At 72.5% G+C, this 1,518-nt stretch carries 2 protein-coding genes; both read left to right on the top strand.

The genetic code is table 11. From position 1 onward, the window contains the following. Positions 1 to 610, top strand: a 610-nt coding sequence (locus ABTX62_RS37810) for a phosphopantetheine-binding protein (protein ID WP_352120414.1), incomplete at its 5' end; no start/stop codon positions are given. Positions 611 to 707: 97 nt separating this feature from the next. Next, a partial coding sequence (locus ABTX62_RS37805; RefSeq protein WP_352120413.1) for a condensation domain-containing protein occupies positions 708 to 1,518 on the top strand: 811 nt, incomplete at its 3' end.

Below are 1,518 nucleotides of genomic sequence, written 5' to 3'. Positions count from 1 at the left end.
GGCCGCGTTGACCGGTCATCCGGCGGTCGACCAGGCGCTGGTCACCACCGCGCCCGGCACGGACGGCACCCCGGAACTCGTCGCCTACCTCACCGGGACCCCCGGTGCGCCCCCGGTGGTGGCGGGCGAGCTGCGCGGACACCTCGCACAACGGCTGCCCGCGGCCATGCTGCCCGGCTCCCTCGTACGCCTGGACGCCTTCCCCTTGCTCGCCAACGGCAAGGTCGACCTCACGGCGCTCCGGTCGATGCCCGGCGACCGCCTCGTCACGGAACGCGTCTACGAGGCACCGGCCGACGCGCTCGAAGAGGTGCTCGCCGGCATCTGGGCCGACGTGCTCAAGGCCGAGCGGGTCGGCGCGCACGACGACTTCTACGACCTCGGCGGACACTCGCTGCTCGCCACCCAGGTGGTCTCCCGTATCAACGTCATGCTGCGCGTCGAGGTCTCACTGCGGGCCTTCGTGGGGATCTCCACGGTCCGCCGGCTCGCCGGAGTCGTCCGTGAGACGGCCGCCGGCAGCGGCCTCGACGCCGATCAGATCGCCGACCTCGTGCTGCGGATCAGCCGCCTCTCGGCGGACCGCGTCGCGGAGCGGCTCCAGGCCTGACCCGCGGCCGGCCCAACCGCCGGCCCCTGGGCGCCGCACCCCGCACGACCCAGAACGCGCTACCCGACTTTCGTACGTGACCACGGAGGTACGACCCATGGCCCTCGCTCCCCTCTCCGCCGACCAGCAGAAACTCCTCGACCAGCTCCTCGACCAGCAGGGAGTGGCCCGCCGGGCGAGCGCGATCGAGCCGCGACCCGATCCGACGGGCCCCGCACCGCTCTCCTTCGCACAGGAACGCCTGCACTTCTTCGACCGGATGCGGCCCGGTTCCCCGCTCTACTCGATGACCGGCCTGGTCCGGCTGCGCGGCACGGTGGACGTGGCGGCCCTGGAGAGCGCGCTCGGCGAGATCGTCGCCCGGCACGAGGTACTGCGCACCGTCTTCCAGGAGGACACGGACGGCACGGTCCACCAGATCGTGCGGCCGGAGGTCGTCGTCACACTGCCGGTGACCGAGGTGACGGGCCGGGGCGAGGACGCCGTACGCGAACGGGTGCGGGAGGAGAACGGGCGCGGTTTCGACCTCTCCCGGGGCCCGCTCCTGCGCGGCTCACTGCTTCGGCTCGACGAGTACGAGTGGGTGCTCGTGCTGTGCATGCACCACATCGCCGTCGACGGCTGGTCGCTCGGGGTGCTCGTCGAGGAACTCGGCGAGACGTACGCCGCCCGGGTGTCGAACCGTGCCTCCGGTCTTCCCGAACTTCCCGTGCAGTACGCCGACTTCGCGCTCTGGCAGCGTGAATGGCTGTCCGGCGAGCGGCTAGAGCGGCAGCTGTCCTACTGGCGGGACCGCCTCGACGGCGCGGTCGCCCTGGAGGTCCCCGGCGACCGGCCCCGCCCGGCGCAGGACTCCTTCGCGGGTGACTCGGTGCGGGTGGAGGTTCCGGCGTCGTTGGTGTCGGGTC

It is taken from the genome of Streptomyces sp. NPDC096046 (assembly GCF_040303285.1).
GTDB lineage: Bacteria > Actinomycetota > Actinomycetes > Streptomycetales > Streptomycetaceae > Streptomyces.
This window is presented reverse-complemented; position numbering and strand designations above follow the sequence as displayed.